Genomic DNA, 20,251 nt, shown 5'->3' with positions numbered 1-20,251 from the left:
ACAGGCGACAGAGATGTATCGTCTGTACCGCCGATTCGCGAATAAATTCGCTCCTACAGGGGTGGCCGATGTTATCCACTCCAATCGCTACCCGAGCGACTATCTCTCATGCACGTACGTCCCCGGCGAAGCCTCGCCTGCCGGATACGCCTTGTTGCCCAGTGTAGCGGGTGATTTTTTCAGTTTGCCGGACCGCTCGGCCTGCCAGGCCTGCCAGTGCAGCCACCAGGAATCGGTGTGCTTGGTGGCGTCTTCCTGCCAGGCGTTGGCGTCTTCGGGCAGCTCCGGGTTGGTCATGTAGCGCGCCTTCGGGTTGCCCGGCGGGTTCAGGATGCTCTGAATGTGCCCGCTGCTGGACAGCACGAATTCGGTCTTGCCGCCGAACAGCTTCGCCGATTTGTAGCACGAGACCCATGGCGTGATGTGGTCGTTGGTGCCCGCCAGACAGAAGATGTCACTTTTGACCTGCTTGAGGTCGATCGCCGTGCCGCAGACTTCCAGCGCGTCCGGGCGTACCAGCGGGTTGTTCTTGAACATCTCGATCAGGTCGCCGTGGAACGCAGCAGGCAGGCGCGTGGTGTCGTTGTTCCAGAACAGGATGTCGAACACAGGCGGCTCGTTGCCCAGCAGGTAGTTGTTGACCCAGTAGTTCCAGATCAGATCGTTGGGGCGCATCCAGGCGAAGACCTTGGCCATGTCCTTGCCTTCGAGCACGCCGGCTTGATACGAGTGGCGCTTGGCCGATTCGAGGGTCTGCTCGTCGACGAACAGCGCCACCTGGGTGTCCAGCGTGGTGTCGAGCACGCTCACCAGCAGGGTCAGGGCGTTGACCTTCTGCTCGCCCAGCGCGGCGTAATGGCCCAGCAGCGCGGTGCAGGTGATGCCGCCGGAGCAGGCGCCGAGCATGTTGACGTCCTTGCTGCCGGTGATCGCGCAGACCACGTCCACCGCTTCCTTGACCGCATCGATGTAGGTCGACAGGCCCCATTCGCGCTGGGCCTTGGTCGGGTTGCGCCAGCTGATGATGAAGGTCTGCACGTTGTTGCGCAGGCAGAAGCGCGCCAGGCTTTTATCCGGGCTCAGGTCGAAAACGTAGAATTTGTTGATCTGCGGTGGCACCACCAACAGTGGGCGCTCATGCACCTGTTCGGTGATGGGCTTGTACTGGATCAGCTCCAGCACGTCGTTGCGGAACACCACCGAGCCTTCGGAAGTGCCCAGGTTCTTGCCGACTTCGAAGGCGTCCATGTTGACCTGGCTCGGCATGCCGCCGTTGTTCACCAGGTCCTTGGCCAGGTGCGAGAGACCATCGAGGATGCTCTTGCCACCCGTTTCGAAGAAGCGTTTGACCGCTGCCGGGTTGGCCGCACCGTTGGTGGGCGACATGGCTTCGGTCAACAGGTTGATCACGAAATGACCGCGGCTGGTGTCCTGCTCGGACAGGCTGCTGTCTTCGATCCAGTCGTGCAGCTCCTTGCGCCAGGCCAGGTACGTCTGCAGGTAGCGGCGGTATAGGGGGTTCTGGCTCCAGGCCGGGTCGACGAAGCGGCGGTCGTCGCTGTCGGGGGTCAGGGTCGACTTGCCCAGCAGCACGTTTTTCAGTTCCAGCCCGAAATGGGCCACGTGCTTGGCGCTGTGGATCGGTTGGCGAATTGCCTGGGTCAGTACCATGCGTGCCGTGGTGAGCAAATCCTTGCGCCGCAGGCCTATGACGGGGTTGAGCCCCAACGTGTGCTCAGAGGCTTGACGCGGCAGTTCATCATTACTCTTGTTACTCATCTACGACGCTCCATTGTCCTGAGACGAGCACCGGTTTTGCTGTGAGCACGCGTCACAGACCAAAGCCGGTACTGCTCTCGGGTGACCGATGATTAACACAAACGGGTGTGACGAATACGCGACGTTAATTACAGACAGGTTGCAACGGCGACGAACACACCGGCAGGCTGTTGCAAAGACTGCGATGCACAAAAATCCTTTTGCACAACGCCTGCCAGAATCATTGGTTACGCGAGAATTCAAAAAATCGCAAGCAGGGCCAATCATTGACCGCTGCGCGGACCATTGAAACAAAAGGAATTAGAAAGCGCTTACTAAAACGCCAGTCGGTCGTAGAGGCGCAGGCTAGAGCATCAGCCGGATGACTTGCTCGGAAGGGTCGCGGGATTTGCCGGCCGCCTTGAGCTCGGCCAGGTATTCGTCCCACAGCTGCGTCTGGCGCAGCGAGAGTTGTTCAAGGTATTCCCAGGTGAACAATCCGCTGTCATGACCGTCGTCGAAGGTCAGTTTCAGTGCATATTGCCCCGCCGGTTCGATTTTGCTCAGGCCCACCCCCAGCTTGCCGAACTGCAGGATCGGATTGCCATGGCCCTGCACCTCGGCCGAGGGCGAGTGCACCCGCAGAAATTCGGCAGGCAGGTGATATTCCTCACCGGGGCCGTATTTGAGGGTGAGGATTTTCGAGGCTTTGTGCAGCTGGATGTCGGTGGGGATTCGAGACATCGGATAGTCGCCTGTTTGCGGTATGAAGGTCGTGCACCTGATAAACGTAGCAGCACGGCTTGCCGGCGGGAGCGATCTTGAGGACGCCCCCGCCGGCAAGCCGTGCTGCTATGGGATGGATTGTCGGCAGGATTAGATGCCGACGTTCCATCAGAGGATATAACGCGACAAGTCTTCGTCCTCAGCCAACTCGCCCAGGTGGCTGTTGACGTACTCGGCGTCGATCTTGATCGTCGAGGTATCCTGCGCACTGCCCAGGTCGCCCGCGCTGAAGGAAACCTCTTCCAGCAGACGCTCGAGCAGGGTGTGCAGGCGACGGGCACCGATGTTCTCGGTCTTCTCGTTGACCTGCCAGGCAATCTCGGCCAGACGCTTGATGCCCTCAGGCAGGAACTCGATGTTCAGGCCTTCGGTCTTCAGCAGCTCGCGGTATTGCTCGGTCAGCGAGGCGTGAGGCTCGCTCAGGATGCGCTCGAAGTCCTGCGGGCTCAGGGCCTTGAGTTCGACGCGAATCGGCAGACGGCCTTGCAGCTCGGGCACCAGATCGCTCGGCTTGCTCAGGTGGAACGCGCCGGAGGCGATGAACAGGATATGGTCGGTCTTGACCATGCCCAGCTTGGTGTTGACGGTGCAGCCTTCGATCAGCGGCAGCAGGTCGCGCTGCACGCCTTCACGGGACACATCGGCACCGCCGACATTGCCGCGCTTGGCAACCTTGTCGATTTCGTCGATGAACACGATACCGTGCTGCTCGACCGCTTCCAGGGCCTTGCCCTTGAGCTCTTCGTCGTTGACCAGACGGCTCGCTTCTTCGTCGCGAACCATCTTCAGCGCGTCCTTGACCTTGAGCTTGCGGCTCTTGCGCTTGCCCTTGCCCATGTTGGCGAACAGGCTCTGCAGCTGGTTGGTCATCTCTTCCATGCCCGGCGGCGCGGAAATATCGACGCCGCCCATCTCGGCCACTTCGATCTCGATTTCCTTGTCGTCCAGCTGGCCTTCGCGCAGGCGCTTGCGGAACAGCTGACGGGTGTTGGAGTCGCTGCTCGACGCGGCTTCCTCGGCAAAACCGGTGCGTGCCTGGGGCAGCAGCGCGTCGAGAATGCGGTCTTCGGCGGCGTCTTCGGCGCGATGGCGCACTTTGACCATTTCCTGCTCGCGCAGCATTTTCAGCGCGGCGTCGGCCAAGTCGCGAATAATCGATTCGACATCGCGGCCCACATAGCCCACCTCGGTGAACTTGGTGGCTTCGACTTTCAGGAACGGCGCATTGGCCAGCTTGGCCAGGCGCCGGGCGATTTCGGTCTTGCCCACGCCGGTCGGGCCGATCATCAGAATGTTCTTCGGGGTGACTTCGACGCGCAGCTCGGCCGGCAGCTGCATGCGGCGCCAGCGGTTGCGCAGGGCGATGGCGACGGCGCGCTTGGCATCGTCCTGGCCGATGATATGGCGATTGAGTTCGTGGACGATTTCACGGGGAGTCATGGACATGGTTTTCAACGGTCCTGGGTCAAGAAGGGCAACCGGCGGCGATGAATTGCCGCCAGCGCAGGGCCTCACTCGGCGAGGTCCTGCTCCTCGATGGTGATGTGGTGGTTGGTGAAGACACAGATGTCGCCGGCGATGTGCAGCGCGGTCTCGGCGATTTCGCGGGCGCCCAGCTCGGTTTTCAGCAGCAGGGCGCGGGCCGCGGCCTGGGCGAATGCACCGCCCGAACCCATGGCGATCAGGCCGTCTTCGGGTTCGACGACGTCACCGTTGCCGGTGATGATCAGCGAGGCGTCCTTGTTGGCGACCGCGAGCATGGCTTCCAGACGGCTGAGCGAGCGGTCGGTACGCCAGTCTTTGGCGAGCTCGACGGCGGCGCGAATCAGGTGGCCCTGGTGTTTTTCCAGCTGGGCTTCGAAGCGTTCGAACAGGGTGAATGCGTCGGCAGTGGCGCCTGCGAAACCGGCGATGACCTGGCCGTGATAAAGACGACGGACCTTTTTGGCATTGCCTTTCATGACGGTATTGCCCAGGGAAACCTGGCCGTCACCAGCCATGACGACTTTGCCTTGGCGGCGCACTGAAACGATGGTGGTCAAGGGGAGAGTCTCCACGCAGCGGGGCGAAAATGCCCTGATGGAACTCATATGGGGGTGGGGAAGGGTATTTCAACCGTGGGGGATGAATGGCAGGTGCATCGCGAAGGCTGAGGTTGACCCCCTGTGGGAGTGAGCTTGCTCACGAAGAGGCCAGTACAGGCGCTACACCTGCTGCGTCTGGACGTCCGTCTTCGTGAGCAAGCTCACTCCCACAGGTTTAATGCGCTTTCAATGAATTAACGGGCCTGGCGTTGTTGCAACAAAAGGTTACTGAATCCGCCACCCGCCAGTTGTTTCTGCGCGGTGGTCAGCTGTTCGCGGTTGCTGAACGGGCCGACCAGCACGCGGTACCAGGTTTCATCCTTCACTGTGCCCGACTCGACGGTCGCAGTCTGGCCCAGCAGGATGATCTGCGCGCGGACCTTCTCGGCGTCGGTCTGCTTGCGGAAGGAACCTGCCTGCAGGAAGAAGGTAGTCACCGCCGCAGGCTTGGCCACCGGCGGTGCCGGTGGTGGCGTCAGGCCGCTGAGGGCTGCCTGGGCGCGCGCGGTGTCGATCTTCGCCGCCTGTTCAGGCGTGACCGGCGTGGTCGGCGTCACCACCGCAGGCGGCGTCTTCTCGGGTACGGCCTCGTTCGGCACGATCACTTCCGACTCGGGCAGCAGCGTGTAGAAGTCGTACTTGGGCTTGACCGGCGCCGTGGGGCTCGGCGGCGTCTTGTTCGCTTCGGCGATCTTGGCGGCCTTGGCTTCAGCCTTGGCGCGCTTGATGTCGTCACCGCCACCGGGCTCCAGTTTCATCAGGAAAACGATGAAGGCACCGACCGACAGGCCGATCGCCAGCCACACCCATCCCGGAATCGGCTTCTTTGCGGGCGCCTCGTACCGGCTGGCGCCGCGCTTGGGAGCGGGTTTCTTTTTGACTGCCAAGTTACATACGCTCCAGAGTTTCCAGACCCAGCAGTTGCAGGCCTTGCTTGAGGGTGCGGCCGGTCAGGTGCGCAAGGCGCAGACGGCTCTGCTGTTGCTCGGGGTTTTCGGCGTTCAGGATCGGGCAGTTCTCGTAGAAGCTGGAGAACAGGCCCGCCAGATCGTACAGGTAGGCGCACAGCACGTGCGGCGTGCCTTTCTCGGCGACGTTGTTCACGGTCTCGCCGAACTGCGCCAGGCGTGCGGCCAGGTCCTGTTCATGCTCGGCTTCGAGAATGATCTGGCCTTTGGTCTCGTCGAACGCCTCGCCCAGCTTGCGGAATACGCCGGACACGCGGGTGTAGGCGTACAGCAGGTACGGCGCGGTGTTGCCTTCGAAGCTCAGCATTTGGTCGAAGTTGAAGCTGTAGTCGCTGGCGCGGTGCTTGGACAGGTCGGCGTATTTCACCGCGCTGATACCCACGGCCTTGGCGATGCTGCGCAGCTCGTCTTCGGCGACGTCCGGGTTCTTCTCTTTAACCAGCACGTAGGCGCGCTCTTCGGCTTCGTCCAGCAGGTCGACCAGCTTGACGGTGCCGCCATCGCGGGTCTTGAACGGGCGGCCATCGGCGCCGTTCATGGTGCCGAAGCCCATGTGCTCCATCTGCATGCCGTTGGTGACGAAACCGGCGCGACGGGCCACCTCGAACACTTGCTGGAAGTGCAGGGCCTGACGCTGGTCGACGAAGTACAGCGCGCGATCAGCCTTCAATACGTTGCTGCGGTAGCGCACGGCCGCCAGGTCAGTGGTGGCGTACAGGTAGCCGCCACCGGCCTTCTGAACGATGACTGGCAGCGGGTCGCCATCGGCGTTCTTGAATTCGTCGAGGAACACACACTGCGCCCCCTGGCTTTCCACCAGCAGGCCGGCGGCTTTCAGGTCGCTGACCACGTTGGCCAGATCGTCGTTGTAGGCGCTTTCGCCCATGACGTCGGCCGGGGTCAGTTTGACGTTCAGGCGCTCGTAGACTTCCTGGCAGTGCGACAGCGAGATGTCCTTGAAGCGGGTCCACAGCGTCAGGCACTCGGCGTCACCGGCCTGCAGCTTGACCACCAGCGCACGCGCACGCTCGGCGAACTCTTCGGACTCGTCGAAGCGGCCTTTGGCGGCGCGGTAGAAGTTTTCCAGGTCCGACAGCTCGTCGCTGGTGGCCGGGGTTTCCTGCAGATAAGCCAGCAGCATGCCGAACTGGGTGCCCCAGTCGCCGACGTGGTTCTGCCGAATCACCGTGTCGCCCAGGAATTCCAGCACGCTGGCCACGCCGTCGCCGATGATGGTCGAGCGCAGGTGGCCGACGTGCATCTCTTTGGCGAGGTTGGGTGCCGACAGGTCGACCACCACGCGCTGGGCCGGGCCGTTCTTGCGCACCGACAGGGTGGCGTCAGCCAGCGCCGCGTCGAGGCGCGAGGCCAAGGCCTGGGTGTTCTGGAAGAAGTTGAGGAAGCCGGGACCAGCGATGTCGACCTTGCTGATCTGCTCGTCGGCCGGCAGCGCGGCGACGATCTTCTCGGCCAGGTCGCGCGGCTTCATGCCCGCAGGCTTGGCCAGCATCATGGCGATGTTGCTGGCGAAGTCGCCGTTTTTCTTGTCCTTGGCGTTTTCCACCTGAATCGCTGGCGTCAGCCCTTCTGGCAATACGCCTTCGGCGACGAGTTGGCTCAGGGCTTGTTGGATCAGCTGGCGAATGGTGTCTTTCATGAGGCTCTCTTTCGACCGCAAGCGCGGCAGCGCTTCGATGCGCGGGTGGAAAAACTGGGCATTATCCGTTGCCGGAGCCACCTTGCCAACCGCGTTGGATGTGCGGTTGTGATTTGTATTGATGCGCGGTTTCACTCTGTAGGAGCGAATTTATTCGCGAATGGTCGGTACATCCGACGCATCTTTATCGACCGTACGATTTTTCGCGAATGAATTCGCTCCTACAGGTATGCGTTGCAGCTAATAAAGGTCGACCGGGTCGACATCTAGCGACCAGCGTACCGCCCGCCCGCTGGGCATGCTCTCCAGCATCAGCAACCAGGTCGCCAACAGCCGGTGCAACGGCGCCCGGGCGTTGGCCTGGATCAGCAACTGGGCGCGATAGCGTCCGGCGCGACGTTCCATGGGAGCAGGAACCGGGCCCAACAGTTCAATCCCGCCCAGCGACATTTCCTTCAACAAGTGTTCCGCTTGCGCACAGGCTTCGTCGAGAAAACCCTCCGCCTGCCCCGGTTTGTGGGCCTCTGCGCGTAGTAAGGCCAGGTGAGAAAACGGTGGCAAACCCGCAGCGCGGCGTTCGCTCAGGGCCTGTTCAGCGAAGGCGAAATAGCCCTGCTCGGTGAGCTGGATCAGCAGCGGGTGTTCGGCAAGGTGAGTCTGGATGATCACCTTGCCGGGCTCCTCCGCCCGCCCGGCGCGCCCGGCCACCTGCACGATCAACTGGGCCATGCGCTCGCTGGCGCGGAAGTCTCCGGAAAACAGGCCGCCGTCGGCATCCAGAATCGACACCAGCGTCACGCGGGGGAAGTGATGGCCCTTGGCGAGCATCTGAGTGCCGACCAGGATGCATGGCTGGCCTTTCTGGATGGTCGCGAACAGCTGGTTCATCGCGTCCTTGCGCGAGGTGCTGTCGCGGTCCACACGCAGCACCGGGTAATCGGGAAACAGAATCGCCAGCCGCTCCTCGGCGCGCTCGGTCCCCGCACCTACCGGGCGCAGGTCAACCTTGCCGCAGGCCGGACAGTTGCGCGGCACCCGCTCGAAGTAGCCGCAATGATGGCAGCGCAGCTCGCCGGAGCGCTGATGAACGGTCATACGCGCGTCGCAGCGCTTGCACTCCGACAGCCAGCCGCAGTCGTGGCACAAAAGCGTTGGCGCAAAGCCCCGGCGGTTGAGGAACACCAGCACTTGCTGGCCTGCCGCCAAGGTTTGTCCGATGGCCTGCTGCATCGGCCCGGAAATGCCGCTGTCCAGTGGCCGGCTTTTCACATCCAGGCGCAGGAAACGTGGCTGTTTGGCGCCGCCCGCCCGCTGATTCAGGCGTAGGAGCGCGTACCGGCCGGTGTGGGCGTTGTGCAGGCTTTCCAGGGAAGGCGTGGCCGAGCCGAGCACGATGGGGATGTCTTCCTGACGCGCGCGTACCAGCGCCAGGTCCCGGGCGTGGTAGCGCAAGCCTTCCTGCTGTTTATAGGAGCCGTCGTGCTCTTCGTCGATGATGATCAGGCCAGGGTTCTTCATCGGCGTGAACAGCGCCGAGCGCGTACCGATGATGATGTCGGCCTCGCCGTCCCGTGCCGCCAGCCAGGCGTCGAGGCGGTCGCGGTCGTTGACTGCCGAGTGCAGCAGGGCGATGCGCGCGTTGAAGCGCTGTTCGAAGCGCGCCAGGGTCTGCGGGCCGAGGTTGATTTCCGGGATCAGCACCAGCGCCTGCTTGCCGGCCTCCAGCGTCTCGCGGATCAACTGCAGGTAGACCTCGGTCTTGCCGCTGCCGGTGACGCCCGCCAGTAGCGAGGCGTGAAAACTGCCGAACCCCGAACGGATTGCCTCGAAGGCTGCGCGTTGTTCGCTGTTGAGCGGCAGTTCCGGCTGGGCCAGCCAGTGTTCGTGGCGCTCCACAGGTGCATGGCCGCGCACTTCGACGGTCACCAGTTCCTTGGCCAGCAACAGGTTCAGGCTGTCGCGGTTGAGCATCAGCTTGCTCAGCAGCTGATGTGCAACGCCGTGGGGATGCTGGGCGAGTGTCCTGAGCGCTTCTTTCTGCTTCGGCGCACGGGCGATGCGCGGGTCGTCGACGCTGGCGCCCTCGGCGATCTGCCAGAAGCGCTCCTGACGCACTTCGGCCGGTTCGCCCTGGCGCAGCAGCACCGGAAGCGCCCAGCTCAGGGTGTCGCCCAGGCTGTGCTGATAGTACTGGGCGGTCCACAGGCACAGCTTGAACAGCGCGGCGGGCAGCGGCGCTTCGTTGTCCAGCAGGGCGATGGCCGGTTTGAGCTTGTCGGCGGGCACTTCGCTGTGGTCGGTGACCTCCACCAGAATCCCGATCATCTCGCGGCGGCCGAACGGCACCCGCAGGCGCATGCCGGGCTGCAAGGCGCTGCGATCGATTCCGGCGGGGGCGCGGTAATCGAACAGGCGGCGCAAAGGCGAGGGCAGGGCAAGGCGCAGGATGGCGTCGGGCACGCGGGGGATTTCCTGTTACGGAGTATGACCAGGGGCGCGATCTTAGCAGACGACCGGCCTTAACGTTCCCTTGCGTGATTTGCGTCTTCTGTTAATATTCGCCGCCTAATTGCGTGCGGTATTCAACAATAGTGTTGGATGGCGGCACGCCAGTCCGAGGAAATACCCATGAAAGCTGATATCCATCCAGTTTACGAAGCCGTTGACGCAACCTGCAGCTGTGGCAACGTCATCAAGACCCGCTCCACTCTGGCCAAGCCTCTGAGCCTGGACGTGTGCAACGAGTGCCACCCGTTCTACACCGGTAAGCAAAAGACTCTGGACGCGGGTGGTCGTGTTGACCGCTTCAAATCGCGTTTCGGTGCTTTCGGCGCTGCTAAAGCGAAGTAAGAATGGCGATTCTGGACCGCTCCCCGAGCTACTCCAGACTGCTGAAAAAGGCGTCCCTTGCGGGCGCCTTTTTTGTGTCTGCGATTTGGCTGCCCTTGGCCTCGGCACTCTGTCCGGCGCCCGCGTCGTTGCCATCCGCTCAGGTGCAGCGGGTGGTCGATGGCGACACCTTGCGCCTGAGCGATGGCCGCAGCGTGCGCATGATTGGACTCAATGCGCCAGAAACTGGCAAAAAAGGTCAGTCGGCCGAGCCCTTCGCCGAGGCGGCCAAGCGTCGTTTGCAGGCGCTGGTCGATGAAAGTGACGGTCAGGTCAGCCTGCAGCTCGGCGAGCAGGCCGCCGACAAGTACGGACGAACTCTGGCCAACGTCTACGGCCGCAACGGCGCGAACCTGGAAGCGCAACTGCTGAGCGAGGGTCTGGGCTATCTGGTGGCGGTCGCGCCGAACGTGGCCATCGTGGGTTGCCAACAAGCGGCTGAAAACGCAGCCCGGCAGGCCCGACTGGGGCTGTGGCGCAATTCCCCGGTGCAGCCGGCCAGCCAGATCGACAAGGGTGGCTTTGCTCTCGTTTCGGGGCAGGTTGTCAATGTTCAGCGCAATGGCGGCGGGATCTGGATCGAGCTTTCGGACAATCTGGTGCTGCGCATTGCGCCCAATCTGGCCGGTCAGTTCGATGTCGCTTCTCTGCAGCGCCTCAAGGGGCAGCAGATCGAGGCTCGCGGCTGGGTGGTGGATCGCTCCCGGCGTGGCGGTCTGAAGCAAGGACAGGCGCGCTGGATGATGCCGATCACTCATTCAGCAATGTTGAATACAAAATAAACCGTATTTTGTAGACATTTTGCTTAAACGATTGTTCTGATTGCGGCCCTTGTATTTCGCGGCTCTACGCTGAAAGTCGTAGAGCAGGGCCCTTGACAGCGGTGACTCGCCAGTCTTGTTAGGACTTTCTGACTTGCGTATGCTCCGTCGTCCGTCTGTCCAACAGTAAATAGCGGAATGCCCTCATGTCAGATTTAAAAACTGCCGCGCTCGACTATCACGCCAATCCTCGTCCGGGAAAACTGAGCGTCGAACTCACCAAGGCTACTGCGACAGCTCGCGATCTGTCCCTGGCCTACAGCCCGGGTGTAGCTGAGCCGGTCCGCGAAATCGGTCGCGACCCTGAGCTGGCGTACAAATATACCGGCAAGGGCAACCTGGTAGCGGTCATCTCCGATGGCACCGCGATTCTCGGCCTGGGTGACCTGGGTCCACTGGCCTCCAAGCCGGTTATGGAAGGCAAGGGCGTGCTGTTCAAGCGCTTCGCCGGTATCGACGTATTCGACATCGAAGTCGACTCGGAAAGCCCGCAAGCCTTCATCGACACCGTCAAGCGCATCTCCATCACCTTCGGTGGCATCAACCTGGAAGACATCAAGGCACCTGAGTGCTTCGAGATCGAAAAGGCCCTGATCGAACAGTGCGACATCCCCGTTTTCCACGATGACCAGCACGGCACCGCGATCGTGACCGCGGCCGGCATGCTCAACGCGCTGGAAATCGCTGGCAAGTCCCTGGAAGAGGCGAAGATCGTCTGCCTGGGCGCCGGTGCTGCGGCCATCTCCTGCATGAAGCTGGTGGTGAGCATGGGCGCGAAGATCGAAAACATCTTCATGATCGACCGCAATGGCGTGGTTCACGCCGGCCGTTCCGACCTGAACCAGTACAAGGCGCAGTTCGCTCACACCACTGAGAAGCGCACCCTGGCCGATGCCCTGGAAGGCGCGGACGTGTTCGTCGGTCTGTCCGGCCCGAACCTGCTGAGCCCTGAAGGCCTGAAGTCCATGGCGCCGAACCCGATCGTGTTCGCCTGCTCCAACCCTGATCCGGAAATCTCGCCAGAGCTGGCCCACGCCACTCGCAGCGACGTGATCATGGCCACCGGCCGTTCGGACTACCCGAACCAGGTCAACAACGTGCTGGGCTTCCCGTTCATCTTCCGCGGTGCCCTGGACGTTCGCGCCAAGCGCATCAACGAAGAAATGAAGATCGCAGCCGCCGTCGCCCTGCGCGACCTGGCCAAGCTGCCGGTGCCTCAGGACGTCTGCGACGCCTACGGCGGCATCAAGCTGGAATTCGGTCGTGAGTACATCATCCCGAAACCTCTGGATGCCCGTCTGCTGACCGTGGTGTCCGATGCCGTGGCCAAGGCCGCCATCGAAAGCGGCGTGGCGACCCAGCCGTATCCGAAGCACTACCCGCTCAACAGCGTGGATGATGTCTTCAACGGCTGATAGCTGAGCGGCAAACAAAAAGCCCTGCACATGTGCAGGGCTTTTTTGTGGGTGGCGGTAGCGCGTAGAGTCTGTGGGAGTGAGCTTGCTCACGAAGGCGTCTGGCCGCCGCAAGTATTACAGGTGGGCCACCCTCTTCGTGAGCAAGCTCACTCCCACAAAGATCTTCAACACCCCAAGATCTCTTGCAGGAACTCAGAACAGATCGATCGGCGCCGACTCGTCCGCTGGCAGCGGGCTGCCCGGGGCCGGGCTGCCGTTGAGCTCGTTCACGCTGGGTGGGGTGTCTTCGCTCTTGAACAGCTCGAAGAACGCACCTGCCGTGCTCGGCGTGGCGGAGCGGCCGCTGATCGGGTCGATGCGCAGGCTGAGGATGCCATCAGGCTCGGCCTGGACGTGCGGCGGCTTGTCCTTGAGCGCGGCGCTCATGTAGTTCATCCAGATCGGCAAGGCGACGGTGCCGCCGAACTCGTGACGGCCCAGGCTTTCAGGCTGGTCGAAGCCGGTCCAGACCGTGGTCACGTAGTCGCCGTTGTAGCCGGAGAACCAGGCGTCTTTCGAATCGTTGGTGGTGCCGGTCTTGCCCGCGATGTCCGGACGGTTCATCGCCAGGGCGCGACGGCCCGTGCCGCGCTTGATCACGTCCTGCAGCATGCTGTTGAGGATGTACGTGGTGCGCCCGTCAACGATGCGCTCGGCCACGGCTGGCGCAGGCGGCACGCCGGTGGTGTTGCTGTCCAGGGCATTCGGCGCCGCATTGGTGGTCAACGCCGGGGTTTCCGGTGCGGCGTAAGTCGATGCGTCGCTCACGGCGGCTTCGTTGACCAGCTTCGGATTCGGGTCATTGGCCGGCACGGTCGGCGGGTTGGCGACGAACAGCGTCTTGCCTTCGCGGTCCTCGATCTTGTCGATCAGGTAAGGCGTGACCTTGTAACCGCCGTTGGCAAAGGTGCTCCAGCCGCTGACGATTTCCATCGGTGTCAGCGTTGCGGTGCCCAGGGCCAGCGACAGGTTTGGCGGCAGGTCGGCCTTGTTGAAGCCGAAACGGGTGATGTAGTTGATCGCCGTGTTGACGCCCAGGCTCTGCAGCAGGCGGATCGACACCAGGTTACGCGACTTGTACAGCGCTTCGCGCAGGCGAATCGGACCCAGGAAGGTGCCGGTGTCGTTCTTCGGACGCCAGACCTTGTCGACAGCCTCGTCGACGAACACGATCGGTGCGTCGTTGACCAGGCTTGCGGCGGTGTAGCCGTTGTCCAGCGCGGCAGAATAGAGGAACGGCTTGAAGCTCGAACCTGGCTGGCGCTTGGCCTGCATGGCGCGGTTGTAGTTGCTCTGCTCGAAAGCGAAGCCGCCGACCAGTGCGCGGATCGCGCCGTTGTGCGGATCCAGCGAGACCAGCGCGCTCTGCGCCTGCGGGATCTGGCTGAACTTGAGCGAGTTGTCGTGCTGGCGCTGCACCCGCACCAGGTCGCCGACATGGGCGATATCGGCCGGCTGCTTCGGATTGGCGCCGACGCTGTTGGTGTTCAGGAAGGGTTTTGCCCACTTCATGCTGTCCCAGGCAACGGTTTCTTCCTTCTCGCCGTTGCGGGTCAGGACGTGGATGCCGTTCTTGTCGACCTGGGTCACGATCGCAGGCTCAAGGCCGCTGATGGTGCGCTGCTTGGTCAATTCCTGGGTCCAGCCATCGCGGGTCAGGCCCGGGAAGCGGCTTTCCGGGCCGCGGTAGCCGTGGCGCTGGTCGTATTCGATCAGGCCGTCCTGGACCGCCTTGTTGGCGTCTTCCTGACGATCGCTCGGCACGGTAGTGGTGACGCGGAAGCCTTCTGTGTAGGCTTCGCTGCCGTAACGGCCGACCATTTCGGCGCGGGCCATTTCGGCGATGTACGGCGCGTTCACTTCAGGGCTCTGAACGTGATAGCTGGCGTTGATCGGCTCGGCCAGGGCGGTCTGGTAAGTGTTCTGGTCGATCTTGCCCAGCTTGAACATACGGCCCAGAATCCAGTCGCGGCGCTCCTTGGCGCGCACCGGGTTGGCCAGTGGGTTGAATCGTGACGGTGCCTTGGGCAGACCGGCGATCATCGCCATCTGTGCAACGCTCAAGTCACGAATCGATTTTCCGTAATAAACCTGTGCTGCGGCCTCGATACCATAGGCCCTGTTGCCCAGGTAGATCTTGTTGACGTAGAGCTCGAGAATCTCGTCCTTGGTAAGTTGGCGCTCGATTTGCAAGGCCAGCAGAATCTCGGTGGTTTTACGCGAGAAGCTGCGCTCGCTGGTCAGGAAGTAGTTCTTGGCCACCTGCATGGTGATGGTCGAGCCACCCGACTGAATGTGCCCGCTCTTGACCAACTGGCTGGCGGCGCGCATCAGGCTGCTGGGGTCGACGCCGTAGTGGTTGGCGAAGTTGTCGTCTTCGGCGGACAGCAGGGCACTGATGAAATTGGGCGGAATTTCGGCGAAGCGGATGGGAGATCGACGCATTTCACCGAATTCGGCAATGAGCTTGCCGTCGCTGCTGTACACCCGCAGCGGGATCTGCAACTGGATATTGCGCAGGGCGTCAACCGAGGGCAGGTTCGGGGACAGGTAGAGGAAGGCGCCGCTCAGACCGAGCAACAGGCCGCAGACGATTGCGACGATGGACCACCAGAAAAACTTCAGCAGGCGTATCAAGGCTTTTGGATTTCCAGAAAAAAGAATGGGTTAAGCGCAGGCATTTACAAATGAACACGCCTTGAAGCGTTGGAACACGAAAAAAACGCTGGGCATTATAAGCATTTTTCGTCGTCGAGCGTTATTTGCGCTACTGTCAAGGCTGTCGGCAGTGGTGCTGGACAAGAAATTATCCGTAAGTGACGGAAACGCATAGGGAATCGGTTGTGTTCGAACTCTTTAGTAAGAAGGCCAATACCCTTCTAGGGATCGATATTAGCTCCACCTCGGTAAAACTCCTTGAACTGAGCCGTTCCGGAACCCGCTACAAGGTCGAGTCTTACGCGGTCGAGCCACTGCCTGCCAACGCGGTGGTCGAGAAGAACATTGCCGAGCTCGAAGGTGTCGGCAATGCCTTGACGCGCGTGCTGGTCAAGGCCAAGAGCAACGTCAAGATCGCGGCGGTGGCCGTGGCCGGATCGGCGGTTATCACCAAGACCATCGAGATGGATGCCGGGCTTTCCGACGACGAGATGGAAAACCAGCTCAAGATCGAAGCCGACCAGTACATTCCCTACCCGCTGGAAGAAGTCGCCATCGATTTCGAAGTGCAGGGCTATTCGGCGCGCAACCCTGAGCGCGTCGACGTGCTGCTCGCCGCCTGTCGCAAGGAAAACGTCGAAGTGCGCGAGGCCGCCTTGGCGCTGGCCGGGCTGACCCCGCGGGTGGTCGACGTCGAAGCCTATGCACTGGAGCGCTCCTTTGGCCTGCTGTCTGCCCAGTTGGGGCAGGATCACGAGCAACTGACCGTGGCCGTGATCGACATCGGCGCCACCATGACCACCCTCAGCGTGCTGCACAACGGCCGCATCATCTACACCCGCGAGCAACTGTTCGGCGGGCGCCAGCTCACCGAAGAGATCCAGCGCCGCTACGGCCTGTCCCAGGGCGAGGCGGGGCTTGCCAAGAAACAGGGCGGGCTGCCCGACGATTACACGCTGGAAGTGCTGCAGCCGTTCAAGGATGCGGTGGTCCAGCAGGTCTCGCGCTCGCTGCAGTTCTTCTTCGCCGCTGGCCAGTATAACCGGGTCGACTACATCATGCTGGCGGGCGGCACAGCCTCCATTGCCGGGCTCGACCGCCTGATCCAGGAGCGTCTGGGCACCCCCACCATGGTCGCCAACCCCTTCGCCGACATGGCCCTGAGCGCCAAGGTCAACGCGGGCGCACTGGCCAGCGACGCCCCGGCACTGATGATCGCCTGCGGTCTGGCGTTGAGGAGCTTCGACTGATGGCACGGATCAACTTACTCCCCTGGCGCGAACAGCAACGCGAGGAGCGCAAGAAGCGTTTTCTGATTTCCCTGGCTGGCGTATTGGTAGCCGGTATCGGCGCCATCTTTCTCGCTGATCAATATTTGAGCAGCTCGATCGATCACCAGAATGCCCGCAACCAGTTCATCAAGACCGAGATCGTCCAGCTCGATGCCCGCATCAAGGAAATCAGCGAGCTCAAGGCGCGGCGCAAGCAGCTGCTCGAACGGATGAAGATTATCCAGGACCTGCAAGGCAACCGGCCGATCATCGGGCGGATTTTCGATCAGCTGGCGCGGACATTGCCGGACGGTGTGTATTTCAGCGAGGTGAAGATGACCGATCAGGTGATCAGCATCGCCGGCGCTGCGGAGTCGAACAACCGCGTTTCGGACCTGCTGCGCAACCTGGATGCTTCCGACTGGCTCGAATCGCCGAACCTGACTGAAGTCAAAGCCAACAGCGCTGCCGGTTCTGCCGATCAGTCCAACTCCTTTCAGTTGACCGTGCGTCAGACCCAGCCCGCCGTAGAAGGTGATGTCAAAGGTGCCAAGCCATGAATGTGAATGAATGGCTCGACAGCCTGCGCAAGATCGACATCAACGACCTGGACGTCAACAATCTGGGTTCCTGGCCGTCGGCAGTGAAAACCATCGCCGGCGCCTTGCTGCTGGTGCTGGTTTTGGCCGGTGGTTACTTTTTTTACATCCAGGACCTGCAGGCACAACTGGATCAGGCGCGCAACGACGAGACGACTCTGCGCGAGCAGTTCTCCAACAAGGCTTATCAGGCCGCCAACCTGCCGGCCTACAAGGCGCAGATGGTGGAAATGGAAAACACCTTCGGTGCCCTGCTGCGCCAGCTGCCGGGCGATACCGAAGTGCCGGGCCTGCTGGAAGACATCACCCGCACCGGCCTTGGCAGTGGCCTTGAGTTCGAAGAGATCAAGCTGTTGCCCGAGACGGCGCAGCAGTTCTACATCGAACTGCCGATCCAGATAACCGTCACCGGCAACTATCACGACCTGGCGACCTTCGTCAGCGGTGTCTCAAGCCTGCCGCGCATCGTCACCCTGCATGATTTCGAAATCAAACCGGTGGACCCCAAGTCCCCTGGAAAACTGCGCATGAGCATTCTGGCCAAGACCTATCGCTACAACGACAAGGGACTTCAGAACACTGACAACAAAGGACAGGCGAAATGAGGGCCGTGCATTGGTTGTGCATCGGCGTCACGCTGATGACTTTGGCAGGTTGCGACAACTCCGGTGATTTCGCCGACCTCAAGCAGTTCATGGCCGAGGTGCGCGCGCGCCCGGTGGGCAATATCGAGCCGATGCCCAAGTTTCGCCCCTACGAGGCGTTCACTTATGCGGCATCGAGCTTGCGCAGCCCCTTCCAGCCACCGGTCAAGATCGACCTGGTGAACCGCCAGAAGGGCTCGCGTCTGGTCCAGCCGGACCCGACCCGGGTCAAGCAGTTCCTGGAAGGCTTCAACATCGAAGGCTTCGAGATGGTCGGCACGCTGAGCAACGAAACGGGCACCTTCGCCCTGTTGCGCGGCGCCGGTGGCGTGCATCGGGTCAAGGTGGGCGACTACCTGGGCCGCAACGACGGACGGATCGTCGGCATCACCGATTCGGCGGTGCAGGTGATCGAGATCGTGCCGGATGGCGAGGGGGCGTGGCTTGAGCGACCGCGCAGCATTTCCCTGAAGGAACGCTCATGAAGACGACAAGCAAGCGATACACCTTCGGATCGGCACAGTGGTGGAATGTGAACATGACTAGGATTCTTTCGATTATCGGCGTGTCGCTAGGGATGGCGATGCTTTCACCGATTCTCCAGGCGGCCAACCTCAAGACACTGGATGTCGCCGCATTGCCGGGGGACCGGGTCGAATTGAAACTGTCATTCGACGGCCCGGTCGCCGCGCCGCGGGGCTACACCACCGAGCAGCCGGCGCGCATTGCGCTGGACCTGCCCGGCGTGACCAGCCAGCTGCAGACCAAGAGCCGCGACCTGGGCTCGGGCAACGCGCACAGCGTGGTGGTGGTCGAGGCCAAGGATCGCACCCGGGTGATCATCAACCTCACCACGCTTGCACCGTACAGCTCGCGGGTTGACGGCAACAACCTGTTCGTGGTCGTCGGCCAGGGCGCTGCCGCTGCGCAAGGCTCGCAACCGAGCACCGCCCAGGGCGCGCCGCGGGTCGGCGTGCCGCCTGCTTCGTCGGCCCAGGCCCGACCTGCCGCGCCGCAGACGGCCCAGGCCAAGCCCGCTGCCCGTTCCTACGCACCGGGCCCGCGCTCGGTGAAGAACGTCGATTTCCAGCGCGGCGAGCTGGGTGAAGGCAACGTTGTCATCGAACTGAGCGACCCGAGCATCGCCCCGGACATCCAGGAGCAGGGCGGCAAGATTCGCGTCGACTTCGCCCGCACTCAGCTGCCCGATCCGCTGCGGGTGCGTCTGGATGTGAAGGACTTCGCGACCCCGGTGCAATACGTCAATTCCAGCGTCACCGGCGACAAGACCAGCATTTCCATCGAGCCGTCCGGCGCCTTCGACTACTCGGCCTATCAGACCGACAACAAGCTGACCATCAGCGTACGTCCCCTGACCAACGAAGATCTTGAGCGTCGTAACGCGGAAAAACTGGTCTACACCGGCGAGAAGCTGTCGCTGAACTTCCAGGACATCGACGTACGCTCGGTGCTGCAGCTGATTGCTGACTTCACCAACCTCAACCTGGTGGCCAGTGACACCGTTCAGGGCGGCATCACCCTGCGCCTGCAGAACGTGCCGTGGGATCAGGCGCTGGACCTGGTGCTCAAGACCAAGGGCCTGGACAAGCGCAAGGTCGGCAACGTGTTGCTGGTAGCACCGGCTGACGAGATTGCCGCCCGCGAGCGCCAGGAACTGGAATCGCTCAAGCAGATCTCCGAACTGGCGCCGCTGCGTCGTGAGCTGTTGCAGGTCAACTACGCCAAGGCAGCCGATATCGCCAAGCTGTTCCAGTCGGTCACCAGCGGCAGCAGTGACGGTAAATCCGATGAACGTGGTTCGATCACCGTCGACGAGCGCACCAACAACATCATCGCCTACCAGACCCAGGATCGCCTGGACGAGCTGCGCCGCATCGTCTCGCAGCTGGATATTCCGGTGCGTCAGGTGATGATCGAGGCGCGCATCGTCGAAGCCAACGTCGACTACGACAAGTCACTGGGTGTGCGTTGGGGCGGTTCGAGCACCAAAGGCAATTTCACCACCGGCGGTAGCGGCACAGTGACCGGCGTGGGCAACACCAACGGTCCTTATGTGGATCTGGGTGTCAGCGACCCGACTTCGTCGATTGGCCTGGGCTTTTTGACCAACAACACGATTCTGGACCTTGAACTGAGCGCCATGGAGAAATCCGGTAATGGCGAAGTGGTATCCCAGCCCAAGGTGGTCACCTCGGACAAGGAAACCGCGAAAATCCTCAAAGGTACGGAAGTGCCGTATCAGGAAGCCAGCTCCAGCGGCGCGACATCGGTGTCGTTCAAGGAGGCTTCGCTGTCCCTTGAGGTGACCCCGCAGATCACCCCGGACAACCGCATCATCATGGAAGTGAAGGTCACCAAGGACGAACCCGATTACGTGAATACCGTATTGGGCGTGCCGCCGATCAAGAAAAACGAGGTCAACGCCAAGGTGCTGGTTTCCGACGGCGAGACGGTCGTGATCGGTGGCGTGTTCTCCAATACGCAGAATAAAGTCGTCGACAAGGTGCCATTTTTGGGCGATGTGCCGTATGTTGGCCGCCTTTTCCGTCGAGATGTGGTCACTCAAAGCAAATCCGAGCTTCTGGTGTTCCTCACTCCGCGTATCATGAACAACCAGGCGATTGCGGTGAGTCGTTGA

The 20,251-nt window shown here is 61.9% G+C and carries 16 protein-coding genes; 8 read left to right on the top strand and 8 right to left on the bottom strand.

Annotated elements, in window-relative coordinates; all coding sequences use genetic code 11:
• Positions 1 to 99: 99 nt before the first annotated feature.
• From phaC to AC1MEK_RS07930, 7 genes are all read right to left on the bottom strand, one after another.
• The gene (gene phaC / locus AC1MEK_RS07960) at positions 100 to 1,779 is read right to left on the bottom strand and encodes a class II poly(R)-hydroxyalkanoic acid synthase (protein ID WP_480395722.1); all 1,680 of its coding nucleotides are present in this window, start codon (positions 1,777 to 1,779) and stop codon (positions 100 to 102) included.
• Positions 1,780 to 2,124: 345 nt separating this feature from the next.
• Positions 2,125 to 2,502, bottom strand: coding sequence for a gamma-butyrobetaine hydroxylase family protein (locus tag AC1MEK_RS07955; RefSeq protein ID WP_480395721.1), 378 nt, complete (start codon positions 2,500 to 2,502; stop codon positions 2,125 to 2,127).
• A gap of 150 nt (positions 2,503 to 2,652) precedes the next feature.
• On the bottom strand, positions 2,653 to 3,990 hold the full coding sequence (gene hslU, locus AC1MEK_RS07950) for an ATP-dependent protease ATPase subunit HslU (RefSeq protein ID WP_480395720.1): 1,338 nt from the start codon (positions 3,988 to 3,990) through the stop codon (positions 2,653 to 2,655).
• Positions 3,991 to 4,055: 65 nt separating this feature from the next.
• Positions 4,056 to 4,586: an ATP-dependent protease subunit HslV gene (gene hslV, locus AC1MEK_RS07945; protein ID WP_480395719.1), complete on the bottom strand. Its 531-nt coding sequence runs from the start codon at positions 4,584 to 4,586 to the stop codon at positions 4,056 to 4,058.
• Positions 4,587 to 4,822: 236 nt separating this feature from the next.
• Positions 4,823 to 5,515 (bottom strand): SPOR domain-containing protein, encoded by a 693-nt coding sequence (locus AC1MEK_RS07940; protein ID WP_480395718.1) that lies wholly within the window; start codon positions 5,513 to 5,515, stop codon positions 4,823 to 4,825.
• A gap of 1 nt (position 5,516) precedes the next feature.
• Positions 5,517 to 7,253, bottom strand: a complete 1,737-nt coding sequence (gene argS / locus AC1MEK_RS07935; RefSeq protein ID WP_480395717.1) for an arginine--tRNA ligase — start codon at positions 7,251 to 7,253, stop codon at positions 5,517 to 5,519.
• Between the two features lie 240 nt (positions 7,254 to 7,493).
• Entirely contained in the window at positions 7,494 to 9,713 is a 2,220-nt protein-coding gene (locus AC1MEK_RS07930) for a primosomal protein N' (RefSeq protein ID WP_480395716.1), read from the bottom strand.
• Between the two features lie 168 nt (positions 9,714 to 9,881).
• On the opposite strand from AC1MEK_RS07930, the gene rpmE reads away from it, so the two are divergent.
• The 3 genes from rpmE (at position 9,882) to AC1MEK_RS07915 (ending at position 12,378) form a co-directional block, all read left to right on the top strand.
• Complete coding sequence (rpmE, locus tag AC1MEK_RS07925; protein WP_400731262.1) at positions 9,882 to 10,103, top strand: 50S ribosomal protein L31; 222 nt, start codon at positions 9,882 to 9,884, stop codon at positions 10,101 to 10,103.
• Between the two features lie 2 nt (positions 10,104 to 10,105).
• Positions 10,106 to 10,924 (top strand): thermonuclease family protein, encoded by an 819-nt coding sequence (locus AC1MEK_RS07920; protein WP_480395715.1) that lies wholly within the window; start codon positions 10,106 to 10,108, stop codon positions 10,922 to 10,924.
• 185 nt (positions 10,925 to 11,109) lie between these two features.
• On the top strand, positions 11,110 to 12,378 hold the full coding sequence (locus AC1MEK_RS07915) for a malic enzyme-like NAD(P)-binding protein (RefSeq protein WP_480395714.1): 1,269 nt from the start codon (positions 11,110 to 11,112) through the stop codon (positions 12,376 to 12,378).
• Between the two features lie 195 nt (positions 12,379 to 12,573).
• Here the strand turns inward: AC1MEK_RS07915 and AC1MEK_RS07910 are convergent, their stop codons facing one another.
• A complete protein-coding gene (locus AC1MEK_RS07910; protein ID WP_480396055.1) occupies positions 12,574 to 15,054 on the bottom strand; it encodes a penicillin-binding protein 1A in 2,481 nt (826 codons plus the stop codon).
• A 209-nt stretch (positions 15,055 to 15,263) separates the two neighbouring features.
• On the opposite strand from AC1MEK_RS07910, the gene AC1MEK_RS07905 reads away from it, so the two are divergent.
• From AC1MEK_RS07905 to AC1MEK_RS07885, 5 genes are read left to right on the top strand one after another with little or no spacing between them, the layout of a single operon-like run.
• Complete coding sequence (locus AC1MEK_RS07905) at positions 15,264 to 16,328, top strand: pilus assembly protein PilM (RefSeq protein ID WP_480395713.1); 1,065 nt, start codon at positions 15,264 to 15,266, stop codon at positions 16,326 to 16,328.
• A complete protein-coding gene (locus AC1MEK_RS07900) occupies positions 16,328 to 16,909 on the top strand; it encodes a PilN domain-containing protein (protein ID WP_480395712.1) in 582 nt (193 codons plus the stop codon). Before AC1MEK_RS07905 ends, AC1MEK_RS07900 begins: the two co-directional genes overlap by 1 nt.
• The gene (gene pilO / locus AC1MEK_RS07895; RefSeq protein WP_480395711.1) at positions 16,906 to 17,553 is read left to right on the top strand and encodes a type 4a pilus biogenesis protein PilO; all 648 of its coding nucleotides are present in this window, start codon (positions 16,906 to 16,908) and stop codon (positions 17,551 to 17,553) included. Before AC1MEK_RS07900 ends, pilO begins: the two co-directional genes overlap by 4 nt.
• The gene (gene pilP / locus AC1MEK_RS07890) at positions 17,550 to 18,077 is read left to right on the top strand and encodes a type 4a pilus biogenesis lipoprotein PilP (protein WP_480395710.1); all 528 of its coding nucleotides are present in this window, start codon (positions 17,550 to 17,552) and stop codon (positions 18,075 to 18,077) included. Before pilO ends, pilP begins: the two co-directional genes overlap by 4 nt.
• A 53-nt stretch (positions 18,078 to 18,130) precedes the next feature.
• The gene (locus tag AC1MEK_RS07885) at positions 18,131 to 20,251 is read left to right on the top strand and encodes a type IV pilus secretin PilQ (protein WP_480395709.1); all 2,121 of its coding nucleotides are present in this window, start codon (positions 18,131 to 18,133) and stop codon (positions 20,249 to 20,251) included.

The organism is Pseudomonas sp. 2 (genome assembly GCF_056627435.1).
Note: the sequence above shows the minus strand (reverse complement) of the source record. Positions and strands in the feature narration are given on the sequence as shown.

Bases quoted from the DNA above. Each gene is read 5' to 3' on its own strand.
- phaC (WP_480395722.1), bottom strand. From the start codon at position 1,779: ATGAGTAACAAGAGTAATGATGAACTGCCGCGTCAAGCCTCTGAGCAC.
- AC1MEK_RS07955 (WP_480395721.1), bottom strand. From the start codon at position 2,502: ATGTCTCGAATCCCCACCGACATCCAGCTGCACAAAGCCTCGAAAATC.
- hslU (WP_480395720.1), bottom strand. From the start codon at position 3,990: ATGTCCATGACTCCCCGTGAAATCGTCCACGAACTCAATCGCCATATC.
- argS (WP_480395717.1), bottom strand. From the start codon at position 7,253: ATGAAAGACACCATTCGCCAGCTGATCCAACAAGCCCTGAGCCAACTC.
- rpmE (WP_400731262.1), top strand. From the start codon at position 9,882: ATGAAAGCTGATATCCATCCAGTTTACGAAGCCGTTGACGCAACCTGC.
- AC1MEK_RS07920 (WP_480395715.1), top strand. From the start codon at position 10,106: ATGGCGATTCTGGACCGCTCCCCGAGCTACTCCAGACTGCTGAAAAAG.
- AC1MEK_RS07915 (WP_480395714.1), top strand. From the start codon at position 11,110: ATGTCAGATTTAAAAACTGCCGCGCTCGACTATCACGCCAATCCTCGT.
- AC1MEK_RS07900 (WP_480395712.1), top strand. From the start codon at position 16,328: ATGGCACGGATCAACTTACTCCCCTGGCGCGAACAGCAACGCGAGGAG.
- pilO (WP_480395711.1), top strand. From the start codon at position 16,906: ATGAATGTGAATGAATGGCTCGACAGCCTGCGCAAGATCGACATCAAC.
- pilP (WP_480395710.1), top strand. From the start codon at position 17,550: ATGAGGGCCGTGCATTGGTTGTGCATCGGCGTCACGCTGATGACTTTG.
- AC1MEK_RS07885 (WP_480395709.1), top strand. From the start codon at position 18,131: ATGACTAGGATTCTTTCGATTATCGGCGTGTCGCTAGGGATGGCGATG.